Origin of the sequence: Massilia rhizosphaerae, assembly GCF_016093545.1 — a bacterium.
In the GTDB taxonomy this organism is placed as follows: domain Bacteria; phylum Pseudomonadota; class Gammaproteobacteria; order Burkholderiales; family Burkholderiaceae_D; genus Telluria; species Telluria rhizosphaerae.
This window is the reverse complement of sequence record NZ_JADKYX010000008.1, coordinates 139,989-158,915: the sequence shown is the minus strand read 5'-3', so window position 1 is coordinate 158,915 and position 18,927 is coordinate 139,989. Positions and strand designations below refer to the sequence as shown.

The following is an 18,927-nucleotide window of genomic DNA, read 5'->3' as shown; positions in this document are numbered from 1 at the left end:
TTCTGCTCTCAGGATCTTGCTACAAAAAGTGCTCTGACCCCGAATTTGTGCTCTGACCCCGAATTTTCAGACGCTCAGGTCCGCGCTCGCTTGCTTGTCCCTCAGCCTGCGCGCATAACGGTGCCGGGCCCGCAGCCGGGGATTGGTCATCAGCCGTCCCATGGTCTCGCCGACCACCATCACGACGCCCAGCAGCGGCAGCACGAGCATCAGGCCGGCCACGCCGGACAGGGCGCCGCCGATGAAGATCATCAGCACCGTCACCAGCGGGTGGATGTGCAGGCTGCGGCCCAGCGTCAGCGGCATGAAGACGAAGTCGTCCAGCAGGCGCGCCAGGATGAAGACGACGATCGCGCCGTAGGCGATCAGCGGGTTGCTCGGCGCATCGGTGGCGGCGACGACCACGACCATCATGCAGCCGACGATCGAACCGACGAATGGCACCCATGCCAGCAGCGCGGAAATGAATCCCAGCAGCAGCGGCGACGAGACGCCGATCACCCACAGGCCGAAGCCGAGCACGATGGTGTCCAGCACGGTCAGCTTCAACAGTCCCTCGAAATAGCGGCGCGCCGTCTGGTCGACCTGGTGCAGCAGGAACAGCGTGCGTTCAAAATATGCGTTCGGCACGGCGCGGGCGAGGAATTTTTTGAAGCGCAGGCCGTCGCGCAGGAAGAAGAACGCCAGAAACGGGGCCAGCAGCAGCGACGGCAGCCAGCCGGCCGCGCCCAGCAGGATGGACGTCAGGTGACGCTGGGCGAAATTATCCGTGTAGGCCTTGAAGCGTTTGTTGACGATCGACGTCAAATGCATCTCGGCCAGGATCGGGAACTTGGCTTCCAACAAGGTCATCGTATTGCGCACGAACGCGACGCCGCCGTCCAGGTACAGGGCGCCCGTCTTGTGCCAGCTGTCGGCGTCGCCGGGGGATCCGGTCCACGTCATCGTCACGAGCAGCAGCAGGGCGCTGGCGCCGTAGAACACGACGCACACGAGCGTGGCCGAGACGTTGCGGGTAAAACCGGCGCGCAGCAGGCGCTGCATCGGGCCCAGCAGGATGTAGTACAAGACGGTGCCGAGGATGAACGGCAGCACCAGCCACAGCATGTGCTCGAGAAGCACCAGCAGCAGGCACGTGATGCCGATGATGCCGATCCAGACGAACGGGCCGCTGCGCTCGTCGCGAAGGGCGCCCTGGATCATAGCGCCTCCACGTGGGCGCGGTCGTCGAGCCAGCCGCGCAGGCGCTGGCCGATGTGGCGTGCCAATGCCAGCGAGATCTTGTAGCCGATCACGGCATCCGTTTCCATCAAGGCCAGGAAGTCGTCGCGGAAGAACACCGCCAGCTCGCAGGCGTCGACGGCGCGGACCTGGGCGCTGCGCGGCGAGTTGTCCAGCAGGGCCAGGTCGCCGAAGAAACTGCCGGCGCTCAGTTCGCCCACGATCTGGCGTCCCCTGCTGTGGCTGCGGCTGATCTGCACGCGGCCGCTCATCACCAGGTACAACGCCTGGCCTTCCTCGCCTTCGTCGAACACGATCTCGTCCGGCAGGTAGCGCCGTTCATGCATGAGGCCGTCGACGAATTTGATTTCCAGAGGCTTGAGGGAACGGAACAGCGCCGTGTTCTGCAACCGGAGTTGGCGGGGGGACAGCGTGGACGATTTCAGGAAACCAAAGATCACGAAAGCTCCGGGAGATGCAGCTGAGTGGCTGTTCGGCAATTATGAACGATTCAATTGTCCTTGCGCAGCAACTCATTGTGGGTGGGATTGGCAATCGCGCAACGCTTGGCAATCACGGTGCATAGCACGCCATCGTCGAGGTAAATCGTGCGTGCGTTCGATTGAAAAACGTGTAATATAATTCCCTCTGGCAATAAACATTACCTTAATTGCATCATCTCACACTTCCCACGAGGAGGAACCGAGTGATCGATATCCAGACTTTCGTGCTGGCGCTTGGCGTCGGTAACACGGCGTTTGCCTTGCTGATGGCGGGTTATATGCGTGGCGCGGCACCGAACCCGGGCCTGCGTACCTGGATGTGGGCGCGGCTGTCGTCCGGCCTGGCGCAGATTTGCTGCTGGGTGGCGCCGCACGCCGGCCTGCCCCTCGTGGAGCAACTGGCCGCGTTCGGTTGGGTGGGCGGTGTCGCGCTCGAATTGGCGTCGTATTGCGTGTTCTTCGGGTTCCGCAACTGGCGCCGGATTCTCGCGCCGGCCGCCGTCGCGGCCCTGTTCATCGTGGCCGCCGCGGCGGTGGTGCAGGCGTCGCGCGAACAGATGATGCAAGTGGTGGCCGTGATCGTCGCCCTGTTCGCGTCCGGCGCCGCCGCCATCCTGCTGCGCCCCCAGGCCGACGCGCCGCTGCTGCAGCGTATCATCGGCGTCAACGATGCCCTGTTCGCCATCGCGATCTGGATCTGGATGGCTGTCGCCAATGGCGGCATCGGGACGTTCGATGCGAATCCGGTGTATGCCTTTGCCTATCTGGCCAGCTATCTCCTGATGATCGTCAATGGATTCGGCTTTTTGTTGTTGTGCAAGCTCAAGGACGACCAGCGCATGCAGCGCCTGGCGACGATCGACGGCTTGACGGACGTGCTGAACCGCCGCGCCTTCTTCGAGCGCGCCGAAAGCGCGCGCCAGCAGGCGCTGCGGCTGCGCAAGCCGATCGCCTTGATGATGCTCGACCTCGACCATTTCAAACAGCTCAACGACAGCTTCGGCCATGCCTGCGGCGACGACGCGCTGCGCCTGTTCGCCGACACTGCGCGCATGAGCCTGCGCGAGAACGATGTGATGGGCCGGCTGGGCGGCGAGGAATTCGCGCTGGCGATGCCGGGCACGTCGCTGGCGGGCGCGCAGCAGGCGGCCGAGCGTCTGCGCGTCGCCGTGGCCGAGGCGCCGGCACCGGCGTGCGCCGCCGCCTATCGCATGACGGTCAGCATCGGTGTCGTGCTGATCGACCAGGGCGAGGAATTGACGGCCGCCCTGGCGCGCGCCGACCACGCCCTGTACGCCGCGAAGACGAGTGGGCGCAACCGTGTCGAGGTCGGCGCGCCGCTCCTCAAGCGGGCCTGAGCGGCCGGCGTTCAGAGCACGCCGGGCTGCGCGTCCAGGTCGAGCGTGGCCGTCGGCGCGATGCGCAGGTCCAGGTGGCTCGTCAGCACGATGCAGCTCGTGCCCACGGCGGCGCGGCGCGCGAGTTCCACCTCCAGCACGTCGACCGCTTGCACGTCCAGGCCATTGAACGGTTCGTCCACCAGCAGCAGGCGGACCGGCAGGGCGAGCGCCAGCGCCAGTTGCAGCTTTTTGTACTGGCCCAGCGACAGGCCCGATACCGGTTGCGCGCCGATGTCGGCGATGTGGAAGGCGTCCAGGTGCCGGCTCAGTGCGTCGCGGTCGGCGTCGACGTAGAGCGCCAGGTGCAGCTCGAGCCATTCGCGCGCCGTCAGCCAGTCCAGCGCCGGCGCTTCGCCGCCGCAATAAAAGCTCAGGCGGCGAAAGGCGAGTGCGTCGGTGACGCTGTCGAGGCCGTCCAGGCGGATGTGGCCGCGGCTCGGCGCCAGCGCGCCGCCCAGCAGTTTCAACAACGTCGTCTTGCCGCGGCCGTTGCGGCCGCGCAGCCAGGTAAGGCCCGGTCCCAGCTGCAGGTGCAGGCCGAGGAACACGCTGCGCGTCGCGAAGTGAAAGCCGAGGTTGCCGACGTCGACGGTTGGATTCAATCCCATAGTTTGCTTCCGGTGGCGCACAACAGCATGATGGCGAACGCGACGAGTGCCATGCGGCCGCGTGCGGTGAAAGGAGGCGTCAGCATCAACACGGGCGGCATGCCCCAGGCCAATGCGAGATACAGATGGCCGGCCGTTCCATGCCAGGCGTGGGCTGCCGCGCCGACGCCGGTCAGCACGGCCGGCGCGGGCGTCATGGCAAGCAACGCCATGGCGCGGGCACGACGGGCCAGCGCGCCGACGTCGACCGGCCAGCCGGCCGCCAGCACACGCACCCGCGCCAGTTGAGCGCGCAGCGCCTGGTCGGCCTCGTGCGCGAGCAACACCAGCAGGACGCTCGTCAGCACGGCGACGAACGCGCGCGGCAGCGCTTGCGGCCCCGTCATCCACAGCGCGGCGGCAGCGGCGGTGGCGGCGAGCAGCACGCACTGGCGCGCGCCAGCCGCATTGCGGCGCCACAGCGGCAGCCAGAACAGCCGATGCCACAGGGTGAGCCAGCCGGTACGGGACGCGGGCGGATGGGTGCCGGCGGCGGCTTCCAGCGGTGCGCGTCGTTCCCGTTGCGGCAGGCCGGCGCCCCGCAGGAGCAGAAACGTGGCGCACGTCCAGGTCAGCAGGAACGACAGCACGGTTCCAGTGACGGCTTGCGGCGGCGCCAGCCAGCCGGGCCGTTGATAGAGCCAGATCGCCAGCGAGGCCGCGTACGCCAGGGCCAGCGGCGCGGTCAGCAAGGTGGCGACGGCGGCGGATGCGCGCAGCAGCAAGCCGGGCGGCACCGGCAGGGAATACAGCCACGCGCGCACGTGCGCGGGCACGACCCGGGACCGCAGCAGCGCGACCGGTACGCTCATCGCGATGCCGTGCAGGCACAGCAGGGGCAGGGCGAGCGGCAACGGCTCGGCGGCCGCGAGCATCGCAGGCAGGGCGGCGAAGGCGACCAGGCCGATGAATGCTGGACCCAGGACCAGCATGACGATCTCGGCGGAGCTGCGCAGGCGCGCAGCCAGTTGCGCGACGGCGTGGCGGGCGAGGCGGATCCGGAACCGGATGTAGGGGTGCGTCATCGATAGAGTAGAGGCATGAAACGAAAAAAGGTCCGACGAATCGGACCTTTTTTCTTGATACTGGCGGAGCGGACGGGGCTCGAACCCGCGACCCCCGGCGTGACAGGCCGGTATTCTAACCAACTGAACTACCGCTCCGTTTACTCTGATCGGTTCTTCACTTCGCAAGAGCTGAAACCTGGTGGGCGCTGAGAGGGTCGAACTCCCGACCTAATCCTTGTAAGGGATCCGCTCTACCAACTGAGCTAAGCGCCCGTCACTCTGTTCCAGAGGTTTTCTTGCCTGACGTTTGTCATCACGTCCGAAGAGGCCCGAATCATAGCGTATCCCTTCAAAAACGTGCAAGGGTTTTTCAGAAAAAAGTGAACAGGGATGTAAAGGCCCACATTCTCATATACAACAAACTGTTGTAAGGATGTAGGCGCCCATTCGTATTCCTTGCATAAGGCGATACACATAATCGACAATTGCCGTTTTACACGCCGGCAATATTTAGACATCGACAATCAGGTGCGAGTTTGCCGAGGCCCATGGCCTGCCCTACGAGGGTGCCGCAGGAGAGACTGGCGGAGACAACGCGGCAGTTTTTTTCACTCTTCCCTAGGAAAAACTCAATGATCAAGATGTCCAAGATGCACAAGCGCGTCATCGCCGCGCATGGCGCGGTGCTGGCGCTGGCTGCCGTACCCGGCGGCGCGGCCCTGGCGCAGACGACGCCGGCGAACCAACTGCAGACGGTGACCGTGACCGCGCAGCGCCGTACCGAAAATATCAAGGAAGTACCGGTGTCCGTGACCGCCATCAAAGGCGAAAAACTGGACGTGCTCGTGTCGGGCGGCCAGGACATCCGCCTGCTGGCCGGCAAGACCCCCAGCCTGAACGTTGAGTCCTCGAACGGCCGCACCTTCCCGCGTTTCTATATCCGCGGCTACGGCAACACGGATTTCTCGACCTTCGCATCGCAGCCGGTGTCGCTGATCTATGACGACATCGTGCAGGAAAACCCGATCCTCAAGGGCTTCCCGATCTTCGACCTGGCCGGCGTGGAAGTGCTGCGCGGTCCGCAAGGCACGCTGTTCGGCCGCAACACCCCGGCCGGCGTCGTGAAATTCGAATCCGAGAAGCCGAACTTCAAGAAGGTCGAGGGTTACTACAACCTGTCGTACGGCACCCACGGCACCGCCAACGTCGAAGGCGCCGCCAACGTGCCGCTGTCGGACAAGTGGGCGATGCGCGTGTCGACCCTGCGCCAGCACCGCGACGACTACGTCGACAACTACAGCGACGTCGCCAAGACGAACAAGACCGCCGAACTGGACGGCTACAACGAACACGCGGAACGCGTGCAATTCCTGTACAAGCCGGGCACCACGTTCAGCGCCCTGTTCAACGTGCACCAGCGCACGACCACCGGCAGCGCCCGCCTGTTCCGCGCGAACCTGATCAAGAAGGGCACGAACGACATCGTCGACGGCTACGACCTCGACAGCATCGTCACGAACGCCCAGAACTTCCAGAACCTCAAGACGAACGGCGCCAACGCCCGCATCACGTGGGACCTGGGTCCGGTCCTGTTCCACTCGATCACGGGTTACGAGTCGGTCGGCAGCTACTACAGCCGCGGCGACATCGACGGCGGCACGCCGCAGGGTCCGGGCTTCATCCCGTTCCAGTCGGAGACGGGCGGCTTCATCGACGACCTGAAGCAGTACTCGCAGGAATTCCGCGTCGAGTCGAAGGCGGGTGGCCCGCTGCAATGGCAGGCCGGCGTGTACTACTTCAAGGAGGACGTGACGGGCGGCAGCGACGGCTACAACAGCGCCACCGGCGCCCGGACGTCGCGCCAGGCCAGCGAGCAGAACAACAAGGCCTGGGCCGCGTTCGGTTCCGTCGTCTACAACATCAACGACGCCCTGTCGGTGCGCGGCGGCCTGCGCTACACGGACGACAAGAAGGACTTCCGCACCGTCACCGCGACCGGCTTCACCCCGGTGGGTCCGAACAGCGTCAGCGAAAGCCGCGACAAGATCAACTGGGACCTGTCGAGCACGTACAAGCTGAACCGCGACGTGAACCTGTACGCGCGCATCGCGACCGGCTTCCGCGCCCCGAGCATCGCGCCGGCCTCGACCTTTGCACCGGTGGGCATCACCGTCGCCGACGCCGAGACCATCACGTCGTACGAAGGCGGCATCAAGGCCGACCTGTTCGAGCGCCGTGCCCGCGTCGCGTTCTCGCTGTACGACTACGACATCAAGAACCAGCAGCTGACCGTGGTCGGCGGCAACACCAACGTCACCAAGCTGATCAACGCGAAGAAGACCTCGGGCCGCGGCGCCGAGTTCGACTTCGAAGGCCTCGTGACCCCGGATCTGCGCGTCGGCGCCAGCAGCTCGTACAACTTCACGGAAATCCGCGACCCGAGCCTGTCGCTGACCAAGTGCGCGGCCTGCACGATCACCGATCCGATCAATGCAGCCGGCCACGTCGTCATCGACGGCAACCCGCTGCCGCAGGCACCGAAGTGGATCGTCAACCTGAACGCCCGCTACAGCATGGCGGTCGGCGACGGCGAGTTCTACGTCTACACCGACTGGTCGTACCGTTCGAAGATCAATTTCTTCCTGTACGAAGCAAAAGAGTTCACTGGCAAGCCGCTGACGGAAGGCGGCCTGCGCCTGGGCTATCTCTGGGATGACGGCAAGTACGAAGTGGCCGCCTTCGGCCGCAACATCCTCGACCAGCGCCGCATCACGGGTGCGATCGACTTCAACAACCTGACGGGCTTTACCAACGAACCGCGCACCTACGGTGTTCAGTTCAAGGGCAATTTCTAAGCGCTATTTGTCAAGTTGTCACACGGAAAGGCCGCGAGCGATCGCGGCTTTTTTTTAATTCGGGGTCAGAGCACAAATTCGGGGTCAGAGCAAAGTTTTGATCAATTTCTCGACACACATGAAAGTGCCGAGGTCAGCCTGTGGCGTCAACGCGGCGTGGCAACGCAGTTCAATCTGATTCGATAACTTTTGCGTTGCAGATCTTGCGCCGGAATGTGCTCTGACCCCGAATTTTCGCGAAATGTGCTCTGACCCCGAATTTCCCGTCGCTTTGCATACGATTGAGATATCTCAATATTGTGAAATTGGATATGTGCGCAACGCTTAATGGTTACGAAACATTGTTAATTCATGGGAGGCGCCGGCGCGATATCTTCTTTTGCTGAGTTCACATTTTCCCGAAGAATCTAGGTTTTAGCGCTATCAAGCGGCGAATGTGTTGTAAATGCATCGAATTTAATTGTGAATTTTCTACACGTTCATTTCTTTCGCGCTAATCTGCCATGTCCGCTTTTCAGATGGACAATTGGTCTCCAAAAAGAGACCAATAAAACTAGATCTCAGGCAATCCGCCTGCGGAAAATCAACTTTTGTGTTTTTCTAAAAAGGAATAAACATGAAGTCTCAGCAATCGAAGTATCCGGCAGCTGTATTGAAATTGTGCGTCGTGGCCGTCCTGGGTCTCGGCGCCGGCGTCGCGGGCGCGGGGACGCCCACGACCGGGATGGCCATGCCCGCCGCGCAGCGCATGGCCGTGTCGGACCTGACCGACCGCATCATCGTCAAGTACAAGGACGAGAGCGGCCCCGTCGTCGTCAAGGGCGCGAAGGGCATGCAGGCGGCCGTCGTCCGTTCCGCCGCGCCGCTGGCGGCCGCACGCAAGGCCGTGATCGACCGCGCCGGCCAGCAGTTCGGCATGCTGGTCAAGGAATCGCATTCGATCGCCACCGGCGCCCGCGTCTTCAAGCTGGACCGCAAGGTGCGGCTGGCCGACGCCGCCAAGCTGGCGGCCGACCTCAAGGCGCGCGACGCATCGGTCGAGTACGCCGAGCCGGACCGCATGATGCACCCGCTGTTCACGCCGAACGATTCGATGTACAGCCAGCAGTGGGATTACTTCGAAGCGACCGGCGGCATGAACATGCCGGCCGCCTGGGACAAGTCGACCGGGTCCGGCATCCGCGTGGCCGTGATCGACACGGGCTACCGTCCGCACGCCGACCTGTCGGGCCAGATCCTGGCCGGCTATGACTTCATTTCCGACACCGCCGTGTCGAACGACGGCAACGGCCGCGACAGCGACGCCAGCGATCCTGGCGACTGGGTCACGGCCGGCGAGTGCGGTTCCGGCCAACCGGCCGAGAACTCGAGCTGGCACGGTACCCACGTGGCCGGCACCATCGCCGCGCTGACGAACAACGGCACCGGCGTCGCCGGCATCGCGTACGGCGCCAAGATCGTGCCCGTGCGCGTGCTCGGCAAGTGCGGCGGCTACACGTCGGACATCGCCGACGGCATCATCTGGGCCTCGGGCGGCACCGTGTCCGGCGTGCCGACCATCGCGGCGCGCGCCCAGGTGATCAATATGTCGCTGGGCGGCAGCGGCGCCTGCGACACGACGACGCAGAACGCCATCAACAGCGCCCGCTCGCGCGGCACCGTCGTCGTCGTGGCGGCCGGCAACGAGTCCCAGAACGCCAGCAACAGCAACCCTGCCAACTGCGCGGGCGTGATCGCGGTGGCGGCGACGAACCGTTCGGGCGGCCGCGCGTCGTACTCGAACTACGGCACCATCGTCGACGTCGCCGCACCGGGCGGCGACAGCGGCGATGGCATCCTGTCGACCTTGAACGCCGGCACCACTTCGCCGGGCGCCGACAGCTACGCGTCGTACATGGGGACGTCGATGGCGACCCCGCACGTGGCGGGCGTCGTCGCGCTGATGCTGGCCAAGAACCCGAGCCTGACGCCGGACGACGTCGAGTCGCGCCTGAAATCGAGCGCACGGCCGTTCCCGGCCAGCTGCTCGGGCTGCGGCGCAGGCATCGTCGACGCCTCGGCCGCGATCGACGCGGCTGCCGGCACGGGTGGTGGCGGCGGCGGCACGACGATGTCGGAAACGGAGTCGAACAACACGATGAGCAGCGCCGACAGCGTGACGACGTCCGGCACGACGGTCAACGGCACGATGGGCAGCTCGTCGGACACGGATTATTTCGTCGTCCAGCTCCCGGCCGGCAAGACCTTGAGCGCGACGTTGACCCCGAACTCGAGCTCCGACTACGACCTGTACATCTACAACAGCGCGGGCACCTTGTTGTCGTACAGCGAGAACGGCACGGGTTCCGTGGATTCAGCGACGTCGTCCAACACCGGCTCGTCCACGTCGCCCCGCTATGTGCGCGTCGTGTACTACGCCGGCGGCACGGGGTCGACCAGTGGTAAGTACACGCTCAAGCTGACCTGGTAATCGTCGGCAGTGGTGGGCATTTGGGGCCCCCGGCCCCAAATGCCCACCCTACGGCAATTGTTGTGTGGGCACGTTTCATTTCACGTAATTACCGTTAAAATTCAATTACTTAACTAAAATTTTCCTGTTGTAAAAATCCCGAAAGCGGCCCCATGCGGGCCGTTTTTCGTTACGCTGCCCAGTTCGCCTAATTTGGTTACCCGAAAGGATGCAGCATGCCGCAGCGCCACCAGATCTCTCCTTTGCTCAACATGTGTGCGGCGGTCCTGATCGCCGCCGCCCCGCTCGTTGCCGGCGCGGCCGGCCAGGGCGCGGCCCAGGTCTCGCATGCCGTCGCCCAGACGGACCGCCTGATCGTCAAGTACAAGGATGACGTCGACAATTCCAAGGGCGCCATGCCGGCCCGCGCCCTCGACCGCGCGCGCCAGGCCGTGATCGACCGCGCCGGCCAGACCTATGGCGCCACCTTGCGCGCGCTGCGCGCGACGGCCACCGGCGCGCACGTCTTCCAGCTCAACCGCACGATGTCGCTCGACGAGGCGCGCCAGCTGGCCGCCGAGGTCAAGGCGCGCGACGCCAACGTCGAGTACGCCGAGCCGGACCGCATCATGGTCCCGCTGGCCACCCCGACCGACCCCAGCTACACCCAGCAGTGGGACCTGTACGAGACCACCGGCGGCATCAACGCCCCGGCCGCCTGGGACAAGTCGACCGGCGCCGGCGTCAACGTGGCCGTGATCGACACGGGCTACCGTCCGCACGCCGACCTGTCGGGCCAGATCGTGCAGGGCTACGATTTCATTTCGACGGCGACCGTCGCCAACGACGGCGGCGGCCGCGACACGGACGCCAGCGACCCGGGCGACTGGACCCCGGCCGGCAGCTGCGGCACGGGCATCCCGGCCGCGGACGAGAACTCGAGCTGGCACGGCACGCACGTGTCCGGCACGATCGCCGGCAAGGCCAATAACGGCCTCGGCATCGCAGGCGTCGCCTACAACGCCAAAATCGTCCCGGCGCGGGTGCTGGGCCGTTGCGGCGGCTATATGTCCGACATCGCCGACGCCATCGTCTGGGCCTCGGGCGGCAGCGTGACGGGCGTGCCGGCCAATGCCAACAAGGCGCGCGTGCTGAACCTGTCGCTGGGCGGCAGCGGCGCCTGCGACACGACGACGCAGAACGCCATCGACAGCGCCCGTTCGCGCGGCGCCGTGGTCGTGGTCGCGGCCGGCAATTCGAACACCGATGTCGTCAATTCCACGCCCGCCAATTGCGCCGGCGTGATCAGCGTGGCGGCGACGAACCGTGCGGGCGGCAAGGCGTCGTATTCGAACTACGGCAGCAGCGTCACCATCGCGGCACCGGGCGGCGATTCCGGCGCGAGCATCCTGTCCACGCTGAACGCGGGCACGACGACGCCGGCGTCGGACACCTACGCCTGGTACATGGGGACCTCGATGGCGACCCCGCACGTGGCAGGCGTCGTCGCGCTGATGCTGTCGGCCAACCCGAACCTGACGCCGGACGACGTCGCCGCCAAGCTCAAGTCGACGGCGCGCCCGTTCCCGGCCGCGTGCTCGGGCTGCGGTGCCGGCATCGTCAACGCCAGCGCGGCCGTGAACGCCGCGCTGGCGGCAGCGACCACGAGCGTGCCGACCCAGAACGAGGTGGAGTCGAACAACTACATCTCGAGGGCCAACGCCGTGAACACGGCGGGTACCGTCGTCAACGGCAATATCTCGGCCACGAACGATAACGATTATTTCGTCGTGCAAGTCCCGGCCGGCAAGACGCTGACGGCCACGCTGACCGAAGGTTCCGCGTCCGATTTCGACCTGTATGCCTACAACAGTGCCGGCACGCAGCTGGCGCTGAGCACCAACGGCGCGGGCAGCAGCGACGCCGTTTCCGTCGCCAACACGGCGACGACGACGCAGGCCCGCTACATCCGCGTGCGCTACCACGCCGGCAGCACCGGCGCCTACAAGCTGAAATTGAGCTGGTAAGCGGGCATCGGCCGCCGGGTTCGGAATGGGGGGCGCGTACCGCGGGGTGTGCGCCCTTTTTCATCGCCCGGCGGTGCGTGACTTGCAAAACTGCATCGATCCGCGCGATACTGTATAAAATAACAGTATAATTCCACAGTGAACGACCTGGTCCGCAAGATCATCCACTGCGATTGCGATTGTTTCTACGCCTCCGTCGAGATGCGGGACGATCCCTCCCTGCGCGGCCGGCCGCTGGCCGTGGGCGGGCGGGCCGATCAGCGCGGCGTGGTCGCCACCTGCAACTACGAGGCGCGCCGCTTCGGCATCCATTCGGCGATGGCGACGGCGCAGGCCGTCAAGCTGTGCCCGGGCCTGATCCTGATCCCTCCGAACATGGAAAAGTACCGGATCGCGTCGCGCCAGATTATGGACATCTACCGCGACTACACGGACCTCGTGGAACCGCTGTCGCTGGACGAAGCCTATCTCGACGTGACGAATTCGCCGCACTGCAAGGGCAGCGCGACGTTGATCGCGCAAGAGATCCGCCGGCGCATCTTCGAGACCGTCGGCATCACGGCGTCGGCCGGCGTGGCGCCGAACAAGTTCGTCGCGAAGATCGCCAGCGACTGGAACAAGCCGGACGGATTATTTCTCGTCAAGCCGGGCGAGGTCGACGCCTTCGTCGCCGCCTTGCCGGTCAAAAAATTGTTCGGCGTGGGCAAGGTGACGGCCGCGAAGCTGCACAACCTGGGGGCGCAGACGTGCGGAGACTTGCGGGACTGGAGCATGGACAAGCTGCAGCAGCATTTCGGCGCGTTCGGCGCGCGGCTGTACGACTTATGCCGCGGCATCGATTATCGCGACGTGAATCCCGTGCGTGAGAGAAAGTCGATCAGCACGGAAGAGACGTACACGCCGGATGTCCCCGACCTGGCCGGCTGTCTCGCGCTGTTGCCGGATTTATATGAACACCTGCTGGGCCGGATCAAGCGCAACAATGCTGAAAAATTCATCAACAAATTATTCGTAAAAATCAAGTTCGCCGATTTCCAGCGCACGACCGTCGAGTGCGTGGGCTACGCGCCGAACATGGCGACTTACCGTCACCTGATGGAGGCGGGCTGGCTGCGCGCGAGCCGTCCCGTGCGGCTGCTGGGCGTCGGCGTGCGGCTCAGCGATACGGCGACGGTTGAGCAGCTGAGTCTGTTTGACGAACGTGCAACACATTAAAAAACCCTGGTCGACGACGTGATTCTTGCCGCTGGTCAGCGTGTAGAATGTCGTTCCTCCGTAATACTGAGATAACCGAAAGCAACGTTATGTGGTTCAAGAATCTTCAGATCTACCGCCTGCCCGCACCGTGGAATTTCTCCCCTGAACAGATGGAAGAGGCCCTGCAGTCGCAGGCGTTCACGCCCGCCAGCAGCAACGAATTGCTGCGCCAGGGCTGGGATTCGCCACGCGGCAACGGCAAGCTCGTTCACGTCGTCAACAAGCAGATGCTGATGATGCTGGGCACGGAAAAGAAATTACTGCCGAGCTCGGTCATCAACCAGGTCGCCAAGGCCAGGGCCGCCGAGATGGAAGAGCAGCAGGGCTTCCCGCCGGGCAAGAAGGCGATGAAGGAACTCAAGGAGCGCGTGGCCGACGAGCTGCTGCCGCGCGCCTTCTCGATCCGCAGCAATGTGTGGACGTGGATCGATCCGGTCAACGGCTGGCTCGTCGTCGATGCCGCCAGCCCCAGCAAGGCGGACGACGTCATCAAGCTGCTGCTGAAGGCCGTCGACAAGCTGCCGCTGGAATCGCTGCGCGTGCAGCGCTCGCCGGTCGCCGTGATGACGGGCTGGCTGGAATCGGACGAGGCGCCGTACAACTTCACGATCGACCAGGACACGGAACTGCGCGCCACGGGCGAAAGCAAGGCCGCCGTGCGCTACGTGAAGCACTCGCTGGACCCGGAAGACATCCGCCGCCACATCGCCAACGGCAAGCAGTGCACGCGCCTGGCGATGACGTGGAACAGCCGCATCTCGCTGGTGCTGACCGAGCAGCTGGCGGTCAAGGGCATCAAGCCTCTGGACGTGATCAAGGAAAACGAGACCATCACCTACAGCGACGACGAGCGTTTCGATAACGACGTCATGCTGATGACGGGCGAGCTGGCCAAGATGCTGACGGACCTGGTGGAAGCACTCGGTGGCGAGGCCAAGGCGTAATCTTACGGTGTGCATGGTGGGCACGGGGTGCCCACCCTACGGCAATCACTCGTAGGGTGGGCGCCCCGCGCCCACCGATTACGTCGCACCCAAAACGGCCTGGATGCATGTCCGGGCGGTCTATTTTTCACTTCACCGACGCCACTTCCTCCGTGGTCGCCGGCTCCTTCTTGCCGCCGCCGCTTTCCGGCTGACCGCCCGAATACGTCGCCCCTTGCCGGTTTTCGCCCGGCGCCGGCTTGCCCGGCAGCGGCGGCAGAGCCTTCGCTTTCTCCAGGTCGATGCCGGCGATCTCGGCCACGCGCCGGCCGTAGTCCTCGTCGCAATGCCACAGATGCCACACCATGCGCAGCTGGATCACGTCCGGACATTTCTTGAGGTCGCCGCCGATATTGTTGACGAGGTCGTCGCGTTCCCAGTCCGCGAGCGTGCGGTAGCGGTCGCCGGCCTGCCGGTAGTCGTCGGCCGTGCGGCTCGTCTGGTAGCGTCCCAGGTGGCCCTCGACGTGCTGGTGATAATCCTTCTCGGGCTGCGGCGCTTCGCCGAGGCCGCCCAGCAGGCTCGGTTCGTAATTGATGTGCTTTTCCGCGCCGCCGCCGTCGACGTAGTACGCCATCTGGCCATCGCGCTGGTTCGTGCGCGCCATGGCTTGTTCTTGCGGCGCATTGATCGGTAGTTGCAGATAGTTCGGGCCGACGCGGTAGCGCTGCGTGTCGGAGTACGACAGCGTGCGGCCCTGCAGCATCTTGTCGTCCGAAAAATCGATGCCGTCGACGAGCACGCCGGTGCCGAAGGCGGATTGCTCGGTTTCGGCAAACACATTGTCCGGGTTCTTGTCGAGCACCATGCGTCCCAGGGGCAGCAGCGGGAAGCGGTCTTCCGGCCAGCGCTTCGTGTCGTCCAGCGGATCGAACTCGAGTTCCGGGTGCTCGCCGTCGTGCATGATCTGCACGCAGAATTCCCATTCCGGAAAGTCGCCGCGCTCGATGGCGTCATACAGGTCGCGCGTGGCGTGGCTGGTGTCGTGCGCCTGGATCTCGGCGGCTTGCTGGCTCGTCAGGTTGCGCACGCCCTGTTTCGGCTGCCAGTGGAATTTGACGAGGTGGGCGATGCCCTGGTCGTTCACGAGTTTATAGGTGTTGACGCCCGCGCCTTCCATCTCGCGGTAATTGGCCGGAATGCCCCACGGGCTCTTGACCCAGGTAACCATGTGCAGCGCTTCCGGATGGCTGCAGATGAAATCGTAGAAGCGCCACGGCTCCTGCTGGTTCGTGACGGGGTCGGGTTTGAAGGCGTGGATCATGTCCGGGAACTTGATCGCGTCGCGGATGAAGAAGACTTTCAGGTTGTTGCCCACGAGATCCCAGTTGCCGTCGACCGTTTTGAGCTTGACGGCGAAGCCGCGCGGGTCGCGTGCCGTTTCGGGCGACTCCTTGCCGCCGATCACGGTCGAGAAGCGCACGAACACGGGCGTCCGCACGCCGGTCTCGTTGAGCACGCGGGCGCGCGTGTATTTGCTGGCGGGTTCGTCGCCGATCTTGCCGTAGGCCTCGAAATAGCCGTGCGCGCCCGTCCCGCGCGCATGCACCACGCGCTCGGGGATCCGTTCGCGGTCGAAGTGGGTGATCTTTTCGATGAACTGGTAGTTCTCGAGGGTGGCCGGACCGCGTTCGCCGACGGAACGCATGGCCTGGTTGTCGCGGACGGGATGGCCCTGGCGCGTCGTCAGGGTGGGGCGCTGCTCGCTCATCGCATGGCTCCTTCAGGTTCGTTGAAGAACCATTATAGGAATCGACGAAAGTGCGCAGCGCCCGGAAGAACGCGGGCTGCCGGCCCGTGTCAGAGCGCCTGGAACACGCCCGCCGCGCGGTTCTTCGTGACGTTATCCCAGGTGAACACCTTGCCGTTCATCGCCACGTAGACGCCCGGCGGCAGCATCTGCGCGGCGGCGCAGGCGAAGCCGAAGTTGAACAGCGCGTCCGAGTTGGCGATCTCGTACGGGATCATGGCGCCCGTGAAGACGATGGTCTTGTCCGACGTCGCGGCGCCCAGGACCTCGGCCGTTTCGCGCATCGTGTCGGTGCCGTGCACGATCACGATCTGCTGTTCGGACGCGGCCTGGCAGGCGGCCAGCACGTTCTGGCGGTCGGCATCCTGCATGTCCAGAGAATCGAGCAGCGACACGACTTGCAACTCGACGGGAATGGTCATGCGGGAGCGTGCGATAACCTCCGGCAGGTGGCTGTCGGCAAAGCCCAGAACGCCGTTGAGTTCATTGTAGTGTTTGTCGAAAGTGCCGCCGGTGGCGATGATCCGCAAAGTCATGATGATTTGAAAACTCGGTGAAAAAAGGTGGTAATGATAGCCCCAAACGGTAGTGTATCCGTATGCGTCTGCGCTAGAATCGTTCGGATCGGATGAGTATCCTTTCTCCTTTTTTGGGCCGAGCCCGCCTTCCAATGAAACCCGTCGCACCCGGAACCGTCATCTTCCACCGCCATCGCGGCTATGGCGTCATCACCCACGTCAACCTGTTGACGGGCTGGATCTCCGCACGCTTCGGCAACGAAACGCGCACGCTCGACCTGAACCTGTCGACCGACGAGGTGCAGCATGCCGACGGCGAGGCGATCCTGTTCCGCCGCTCCCCGCCGGACCGCATGCCGCATGCGCGCCTGATGGCGATGGTGCGCGAACTGCACAAGGCCGGCTACGAAAAACTGTACCTGTATTCCTGGCCCAAGCCGTCCGGCCTGCACTGGCGCTGGCACCTGTTCACGGGCCAGCGCGACTGGATGCAGCGTCCCTGGCGCGAAGGCTGGTACGGCTCCGGCGCCGACTACAACAACAATCCCGTGATGGGGTGGGGCGACGCGCCCGGCGCCACCACGGACGAGCTGATCCACGCGCTGGCGAAGTTCGACCCGGAAGGCCTCGCGCGCGCGCTCGGGCGCGACGAAGACCATACGGCCTGGTTCGCGAACGTCTGCGATGCGCTGCTGCCGGGTTACATGTATTCCTTCGACATGGAACTCATGCAAAAGGATGCGAGCGGCGGCCTGGTCGAGATGCCGCCGGTGCCCGTCGTGCCCGTGCGCGCCGGGTTGCCGGCCTATGCGGGCCCCGTGATCGAGTGGCCGCCCGGCTGGGCCGGGCTGTGGACGCGGCGGCACGAAATGCCGATGCGTAAGCCCAATTTCACGGGCGAACCCGAACTCGGTTAAATTCGCATTCCAATGAGGAATCGTAGGGTGGGCACCCGTGTTTGATGCCCCCGGCATCAAACACCCACCAAACGTTTGCGGACCACATGCGGTTGGTGGGCGGAGGGCCGCCCACCCTACGACAGCGCCTCGGGGTTCAGGACGTCAGGGTTCAGGATGTTGGTGGGATTCCCATTCGCAAAATTCACCACGTTCTCGAACGCCGCCCGGAAATATACCTCGTAGCTGTCCCGCTCGACATACCCCACGTGCGGCGTCGCCAGCACGGTCGGAATTTTCAGGATGTCCGCGTCCGCCGCCAGCGGCTCGCTCGTGAACACGTCCAGCGCCGCCTGGCCCGGCCGGCCCTTGCGCAGCGCGGCCTCCAGCGCGCCTTCCTCGACCAGTTCCGCCCGGCTCGTGTTCACGAACAAGGCATCGGGCTTCATCCGGGCCAGGTCGTCGGCCGTCACGATGCCGCGCGTCGCATCGTTCAGGCGCAGGTGCAGGCTCACCACGTCGGCCTGCTCGAAGAACGCCTCGCGCGTCGGCGCGGCGCTCAGGCCGTCCGCAGCCGCGGCGGTCCGGCTTTTCTCGCTGCCCCACACCATCACCTGCATGCCGAACGCCTTCGCATAGCCCGCGAGCATGTGCCCGATCTTGCCATAGCCCCAGATGCCCAGCGTCCGGCCTTTCAGCACCCGGCCCAGGCCGTTGAGTTCGGGGTTGATCGACGCCGTCTGCCACAGCCCATCCTTGAGGTTGTTGGCGTAAGGCACGATCTTGCGGCTGGCGGCCATGATCAGCGTCCACGTCAGCTCGGCCGGCGCGACGGGCGAGCCGACGCCTTCCGCGATCGCCACGCCCTGTTCCGTCGCGGCCGCCACGTCGATGTGGCCGGCGACCTTGCCCGTCTGCGATAGCAGCTTCAGGTTGGGCAGCTTGGCCAGCAGTGCGCGGGAAAACGCGGTGCGTTCGCGGATCAGGACGAGGGCGTCGAACGGCGCCAGGCGGATCGCCAGCTGGCCCAGTCCGCGGGTGGAATTGTTGAACACTTTGACATCGTGACCGTCCAATAAACGGAAGCATTCGAGGCCGCGGATGGCGTCCTGGTAATCGTCAAGGATGGCAATTTTCATGGAGTTGGCAGATGTTATCGACAAGAAAGTAATGAAATAACAGAATATGGATAGAGGAAAATAGCCTACTACTTTAGTCAACCAAAATTCCTACATTTTTGTTATTGAAGCATTTGAAACGCGTTTGTGCAGGTGTAGAATCGACCAGAAATAAGAGCCCAGGATGTCAGATTGACATTACTTGCGGCCAGCAGCACACGTTCCAACCAGTCCGCCGGCAGCGCGCACACGCGTCCCCGGATTGGCGACATGACCGCCGTAGCGCCGAGCCGTGA

Annotated in this window: 14 protein-coding genes and 2 tRNA genes; 7 read left to right on the top strand and 9 right to left on the bottom strand. The window is 64.4% G+C overall.

Features of this window, described 5'->3' with window-relative positions; translation table 11 throughout:
- Positions 1 to 66 precede the first annotated feature (66 nt).
- Complete coding sequence (locus ISF28_RS14110) at positions 67 to 1,203, bottom strand: AI-2E family transporter (RefSeq protein WP_198117816.1); 1,137 nt, start codon at positions 1,201 to 1,203, stop codon at positions 67 to 69.
- Complete coding sequence (locus ISF28_RS14105; protein ID WP_198117815.1) at positions 1,200 to 1,682, bottom strand: cyclic nucleotide-binding domain-containing protein; 483 nt, start codon at positions 1,680 to 1,682, stop codon at positions 1,200 to 1,202. Before ISF28_RS14105 ends, ISF28_RS14110 begins: the two co-directional genes overlap by 4 nt.
- A 245-nt stretch (positions 1,683 to 1,927) precedes the next feature.
- Here ISF28_RS14105 and ISF28_RS14100 point away from each other — a divergent pair, with 245 nt between their 5' ends.
- Entirely contained in the window at positions 1,928 to 3,082 is a 1,155-nt protein-coding gene (locus ISF28_RS14100) for a GGDEF domain-containing protein (RefSeq protein ID WP_198117814.1), read from the top strand.
- Between the two features lie 11 nt (positions 3,083 to 3,093).
- Here ISF28_RS14100 and ISF28_RS14095 read toward each other — a convergent pair whose 3' ends face one another.
- The 4 genes from ISF28_RS14095 to ISF28_RS14080 all read right to left on the bottom strand — a co-directional run bounded on the left by ISF28_RS14095 (position 3,094) and on the right by ISF28_RS14080 (position 5,051).
- The gene (locus ISF28_RS14095) at positions 3,094 to 3,732 is read right to left on the bottom strand and encodes an ABC transporter ATP-binding protein (RefSeq protein ID WP_198117813.1); all 639 of its coding nucleotides are present in this window, start codon (positions 3,730 to 3,732) and stop codon (positions 3,094 to 3,096) included.
- On the bottom strand, positions 3,723 to 4,796 hold the full coding sequence (locus ISF28_RS14090; protein WP_198117812.1) for a hypothetical protein: 1,074 nt from the start codon (positions 4,794 to 4,796) through the stop codon (positions 3,723 to 3,725). Before ISF28_RS14090 ends, ISF28_RS14095 begins: the two co-directional genes overlap by 10 nt.
- Positions 4,797 to 4,857: 61 nt before the next feature.
- Positions 4,858 to 4,934: transfer RNA gene (locus ISF28_RS14085), tRNA-Asp, on the bottom strand.
- Between the two features lie 41 nt (positions 4,935 to 4,975).
- Positions 4,976 to 5,051, bottom strand: a tRNA-Val gene (locus ISF28_RS14080).
- A gap of 359 nt (positions 5,052 to 5,410) precedes the next feature.
- On the opposite strand from ISF28_RS14080, the gene ISF28_RS14075 reads away from it, so the two are divergent.
- From ISF28_RS14075 to ISF28_RS14055, 5 genes are all read left to right on the top strand, one after another.
- Positions 5,411 to 7,633 carry a TonB-dependent receptor gene (locus ISF28_RS14075; RefSeq protein WP_198117811.1) on the top strand — a complete coding sequence of 741 codons (2,223 nt, stop codon included), beginning with the start codon at positions 5,411 to 5,413 and terminating at the stop codon, positions 7,631 to 7,633.
- 616 nt (positions 7,634 to 8,249) lie between these two features.
- Positions 8,250 to 10,103, top strand: coding sequence for a S8 family peptidase (locus ISF28_RS14070; RefSeq protein WP_198117810.1), 1,854 nt, complete (start codon positions 8,250 to 8,252; stop codon positions 10,101 to 10,103).
- A gap of 215 nt (positions 10,104 to 10,318) precedes the next feature.
- Complete coding sequence (locus ISF28_RS14065; protein WP_198117809.1) at positions 10,319 to 12,109, top strand: S8 family peptidase; 1,791 nt, start codon at positions 10,319 to 10,321, stop codon at positions 12,107 to 12,109.
- Positions 12,110 to 12,247: 138 nt separating this feature from the next.
- On the top strand, positions 12,248 to 13,324 hold the full coding sequence (dinB, locus tag ISF28_RS14060) for a DNA polymerase IV (RefSeq protein ID WP_198117808.1): 1,077 nt from the start codon (positions 12,248 to 12,250) through the stop codon (positions 13,322 to 13,324).
- An 89-nt stretch (positions 13,325 to 13,413) separates the two neighbouring features.
- Positions 13,414 to 14,310, top strand: a complete 897-nt coding sequence (locus ISF28_RS14055) for a recombination-associated protein RdgC (RefSeq protein ID WP_198117807.1) — start codon at positions 13,414 to 13,416, stop codon at positions 14,308 to 14,310.
- A gap of 127 nt (positions 14,311 to 14,437) precedes the next feature.
- On the opposite strand, the gene ISF28_RS14050 is transcribed toward ISF28_RS14055, so the two are convergent.
- Positions 14,438 to 16,060: a catalase gene (locus ISF28_RS14050; RefSeq protein WP_198117806.1), complete on the bottom strand. Its 1,623-nt coding sequence runs from the start codon at positions 16,058 to 16,060 to the stop codon at positions 14,438 to 14,440.
- An 89-nt stretch (positions 16,061 to 16,149) separates the two neighbouring features.
- Positions 16,150 to 16,635, bottom strand: coding sequence for an asparaginase domain-containing protein (locus tag ISF28_RS14045; protein WP_198117805.1), 486 nt, complete (start codon positions 16,633 to 16,635; stop codon positions 16,150 to 16,152).
- Between the two features lie 134 nt (positions 16,636 to 16,769).
- On the opposite strand from ISF28_RS14045, the gene ISF28_RS14040 reads away from it, so the two are divergent.
- Positions 16,770 to 17,534 carry an L-asparaginase gene (locus tag ISF28_RS14040; RefSeq protein ID WP_198117804.1) on the top strand — a complete coding sequence of 255 codons (765 nt, stop codon included), beginning with the start codon at positions 16,770 to 16,772 and terminating at the stop codon, positions 17,532 to 17,534.
- A gap of 116 nt (positions 17,535 to 17,650) precedes the next feature.
- Here the strand turns inward: ISF28_RS14040 and ISF28_RS14035 are convergent, their stop codons facing one another.
- Complete coding sequence (locus ISF28_RS14035) at positions 17,651 to 18,652, bottom strand: D-2-hydroxyacid dehydrogenase family protein (RefSeq protein ID WP_198117803.1); 1,002 nt, start codon at positions 18,650 to 18,652, stop codon at positions 17,651 to 17,653.
- Between the last annotated feature and the right edge of the window lie 275 nt (positions 18,653 to 18,927).

What these genes read in the sequence shown, in the direction of transcription:
- ISF28_RS14065 (WP_198117809.1), top strand. Translation starts at nt 10,319, where the DNA reads ATGCCGCAGCGCCACCAGATCTCTCCTTTGCTCAACATGTGTGCGGCG.
- ISF28_RS14055 (WP_198117807.1), top strand. Translation starts at nt 13,414, where the DNA reads ATGTGGTTCAAGAATCTTCAGATCTACCGCCTGCCCGCACCGTGGAAT.
- ISF28_RS14050 (WP_198117806.1), bottom strand. Translation starts at nt 16,060, where the DNA reads ATGAGCGAGCAGCGCCCCACCCTGACGACGCGCCAGGGCCATCCCGTC.
- ISF28_RS14075 (WP_198117811.1), top strand. Translation starts at nt 5,411, where the DNA reads ATGATCAAGATGTCCAAGATGCACAAGCGCGTCATCGCCGCGCATGGC.
- ISF28_RS14045 (WP_198117805.1), bottom strand. Translation starts at nt 16,635, where the DNA reads ATGACTTTGCGGATCATCGCCACCGGCGGCACTTTCGACAAACACTAC.
- ISF28_RS14110 (WP_198117816.1), bottom strand. Translation starts at nt 1,203, where the DNA reads ATGATCCAGGGCGCCCTTCGCGACGAGCGCAGCGGCCCGTTCGTCTGG.
- ISF28_RS14090 (WP_198117812.1), bottom strand. Translation starts at nt 4,796, where the DNA reads ATGACGCACCCCTACATCCGGTTCCGGATCCGCCTCGCCCGCCACGCC.
- ISF28_RS14035 (WP_198117803.1), bottom strand. Translation starts at nt 18,652, where the DNA reads ATGAAAATTGCCATCCTTGACGATTACCAGGACGCCATCCGCGGCCTC.
- ISF28_RS14095 (WP_198117813.1), bottom strand. Translation starts at nt 3,732, where the DNA reads ATGGGATTGAATCCAACCGTCGACGTCGGCAACCTCGGCTTTCACTTC.
- ISF28_RS14070 (WP_198117810.1), top strand. Translation starts at nt 8,250, where the DNA reads ATGAAGTCTCAGCAATCGAAGTATCCGGCAGCTGTATTGAAATTGTGC.
- ISF28_RS14040 (WP_198117804.1), top strand. Translation starts at nt 16,770, where the DNA reads ATGAAACCCGTCGCACCCGGAACCGTCATCTTCCACCGCCATCGCGGC.